Raw genomic sequence first — 2,525 nt, 5'->3', positions numbered from 1 at the left:
CCATCGACACGTCATCGAGCCGCGCACCATCGCCGTCATTGTCGGCACGTCCGGGTCCGGCAAGACGACGCTGCTGCGCATGATCAACCGGCTGGTCGAGCCGACCTCGGGCATCATCAAGCTCGACGGCGCCGACAATCGTTCGCTGCCCGGCTATGAGCTGCGCCGCAGCATCGGCTACGCCATCCAGGGCCACGGCCTGTTCCCGCATCGCACGGTGGCGCAGAACATTGCCACCGTGCCGGTGCTGCTCGGTTGGGACAAGGACCGCATCAAGGCCCGGGTCGACGAACTGATGACGCTCTATCAGCTTGACCCCGAAGCCTTCGGGCCGCGCTATCCGCACGAACTGTCCGGCGGCCAGCAACAGCGCGTCGGCGTTGCCCGCGCGCTCGCCGCCGAGCCCAACGTGCTGTTGATGGACGAACCGTTCGGCGCCCTCGACCCGATCATCCGCAACAAGGCGCAGGAAGATCTGCTGGCGATCCAGAAGCGCTTCGGCACCACCATCATCCTGGTCACCCACGACATGGAAGAGGCCGTGCATATGGGCGACAAGATCGCGGTCATGGATGCCGGCAAGCTGGTGCAATACGCCAAGCCCGCCGAGATCCTGGCAAAGCCGGCAAGCGCCTTCGTCGAGACCCTGGTCGGCGCCAGCGAAAGGCCGTTCCGGCTGCTGTCGCTCGGTCGGGTCCGCGATGCCGTGGAGAAGGGCTCCGCCGAAGGCGAGGCGATCCCCGGCGACGCCAGCCAGCGTGACGCGCTGGCCGAATTGTTGTGGACGGGCCGGCCGGCGCTGCCGGTCAAAGGCGCCGATGGCAAGCCGCTTGGCCGCGTCACCGTCGACGGGCTGGTGAAGCGCGCGGCGAGGCCCGCATGAAGGCCTGGCTTCCATCGCTGCTCAGACTTGCCCTGGTGATGCTGCTCGTTGCCTTCGTCACCAATCCCGGCTGGTTCGTGCCGCTGCTGAAGCCGCTGACCGAAAACAATGCGCCGGTGATCTACAACCAGGGCAGCCTGCTGACGCTGACATTGCTGCATTTGCGCACGGTTCTGATCGCCACCGTGGCAGCAACCATCGTTGCGGTGGCGCTTGCCATCCTGGTCACCAGGCCCGCCGGCGCCGAATTCCTGCCGCTGTCGCGCAGCCTGGTCAACATCGGCCAGACCTTTCCGCCCGTGGCGGTGCTGGCACTCGCCGTGCCGGCCGTCGGCTTCGGCGAGAAGCCGACACTGATCGCGCTGTTTCTCTATGGCCTGCTGCCGATCTTCGAGAACGCGCTGACCGGCCTGACGACGCTACCTGCCAACGTCGTCGAGGCGGCGCGCGGCGCCGGCATGACCGGTTGGCAAAGGCTCACCAAGGTCGAGCTGCCGCTCAGCGCCCCGATCATTCTCGGCGGCATCAGGCTGTCGGTGGTGATCAGCCTTGCCACGGCGACCATCGGTTCGACCGTGGCAGCCAAAACGCTGGGCGAAGTGATCATCGCCGGGTTGTTATCCAACAATCTCGCCTTCATCCTGCAGGGCGGCCTGATCGTGGCAGCCCTTGCCGTGCTGATCTATGACGGCCTGTCGGCCATAGAGCGCTACACGGCGCGCCGGATGGGCCGGGAGGCAGAGTAGCCACGCCCTGCGTCAGGGCTAATTTCAATCGATCTAATCGCAGGGTGCTGACGGCAGCCGCCGCCTGGTCCCAACCATTTGGGCGAAAGCCGGGCAAAAACCGAACAATATCTTGACGTTCGCAGCCCTGTTTCGCATACACCGCTGCGAAGAGGCGGATTCCGTGCTCGGAATCCGGTCTTTGTCTCAACGGCCCAGGGAGGGGTTCTTTTGGGCCATCAATCGAGGAAAATCCGGCAATGACAATTATTTCCGCCGTCATCGCCTGCGGCCTGCTTTCAATCCTTTACGCCATCTGGGCGACACGTTCGGTCCTTGCGGCCGATCAGGGCAATGCACGCATGCAGGAAATCTCCGCGGCTATCCGCGAGGGCGCACAAGCCTATCTGGCGCGTCAGTACACCACCATCGCCATCGTTGGCGTCGTCGTCCTCGTGCTCGCCTGGTGGTTGCTGTCCATCACCGCCGCGATCGGCTTCCTGATCGGAGCGGTGCTTTCAGGCGCCGCCGGCTTCATCGGCATGCATGTCTCCGTTCGCGCCAACGTTCGCACGGCGCAGGCCGCATCGAACAGTCTCGCTGCCGGCCTCGACATCGCGTTCAAATCGGGCGCCATCACCGGCATGCTGGTTGCTGGCCTCGCCTTGCTCGGCGTGTCGATCTACTACCTCATCCTGACCCACTTCATGGGCCTCCAGCCCAATGACCGCATCGTCATCGACTCGCTGGTCTCGCTCGGCTTCGGCGCATCGCTGATCTCGATCTTCGCTCGTCTCGGCGGCGGCATCTTCACCAAAGGCGCCGACGTCGGTGGCGATCTCGTCGGCAAGGTCGAAGCCGGTATTCCCGAAGACGATCCGCGCAACCCGGCCACGATCGCCGACAATGTCGGCGAC

Annotated in this window: 3 protein-coding genes; all 3 read left to right on the top strand. The window is 64.8% G+C overall.

Features of this window, described 5'->3' with window-relative positions:
* Positions 1 to 883: ABC transporter ATP-binding protein (locus tag ENZ75_RS28325; RefSeq protein WP_164888061.1), on the top strand; the 883-nt coding region annotated here is incomplete at its 5' end.
* Positions 880 to 1,629, top strand: coding sequence for an ABC transporter permease (locus ENZ75_RS28320; RefSeq protein WP_013532238.1), 750 nt, complete (start codon positions 880 to 882; stop codon positions 1,627 to 1,629). The genes ENZ75_RS28325 and ENZ75_RS28320, both read left to right, overlap by 4 nt.
* 239 nt (positions 1,630 to 1,868) lie before the next feature.
* Positions 1,869 to 2,525, top strand: a 657-nt coding sequence (locus ENZ75_RS28315; RefSeq protein WP_206617119.1) for a sodium/proton-translocating pyrophosphatase, incomplete at its 3' end; no start/stop codon positions are given.

Source organism: Mesorhizobium sp. M7A.F.Ca.CA.002.04.1.1, assembly GCF_004022805.1.
GTDB classification, from domain to species: Bacteria; Pseudomonadota; Alphaproteobacteria; order Rhizobiales; family Rhizobiaceae; genus Mesorhizobium; species Mesorhizobium ciceri.
This window is presented reverse-complemented; position numbering and strand designations above follow the sequence as displayed.

What these genes read in the sequence shown, in the direction of transcription:
- ENZ75_RS28320 (WP_013532238.1), top strand. Translation starts at nt 880, where the DNA reads ATGAAGGCCTGGCTTCCATCGCTGCTCAGACTTGCCCTGGTGATGCTG.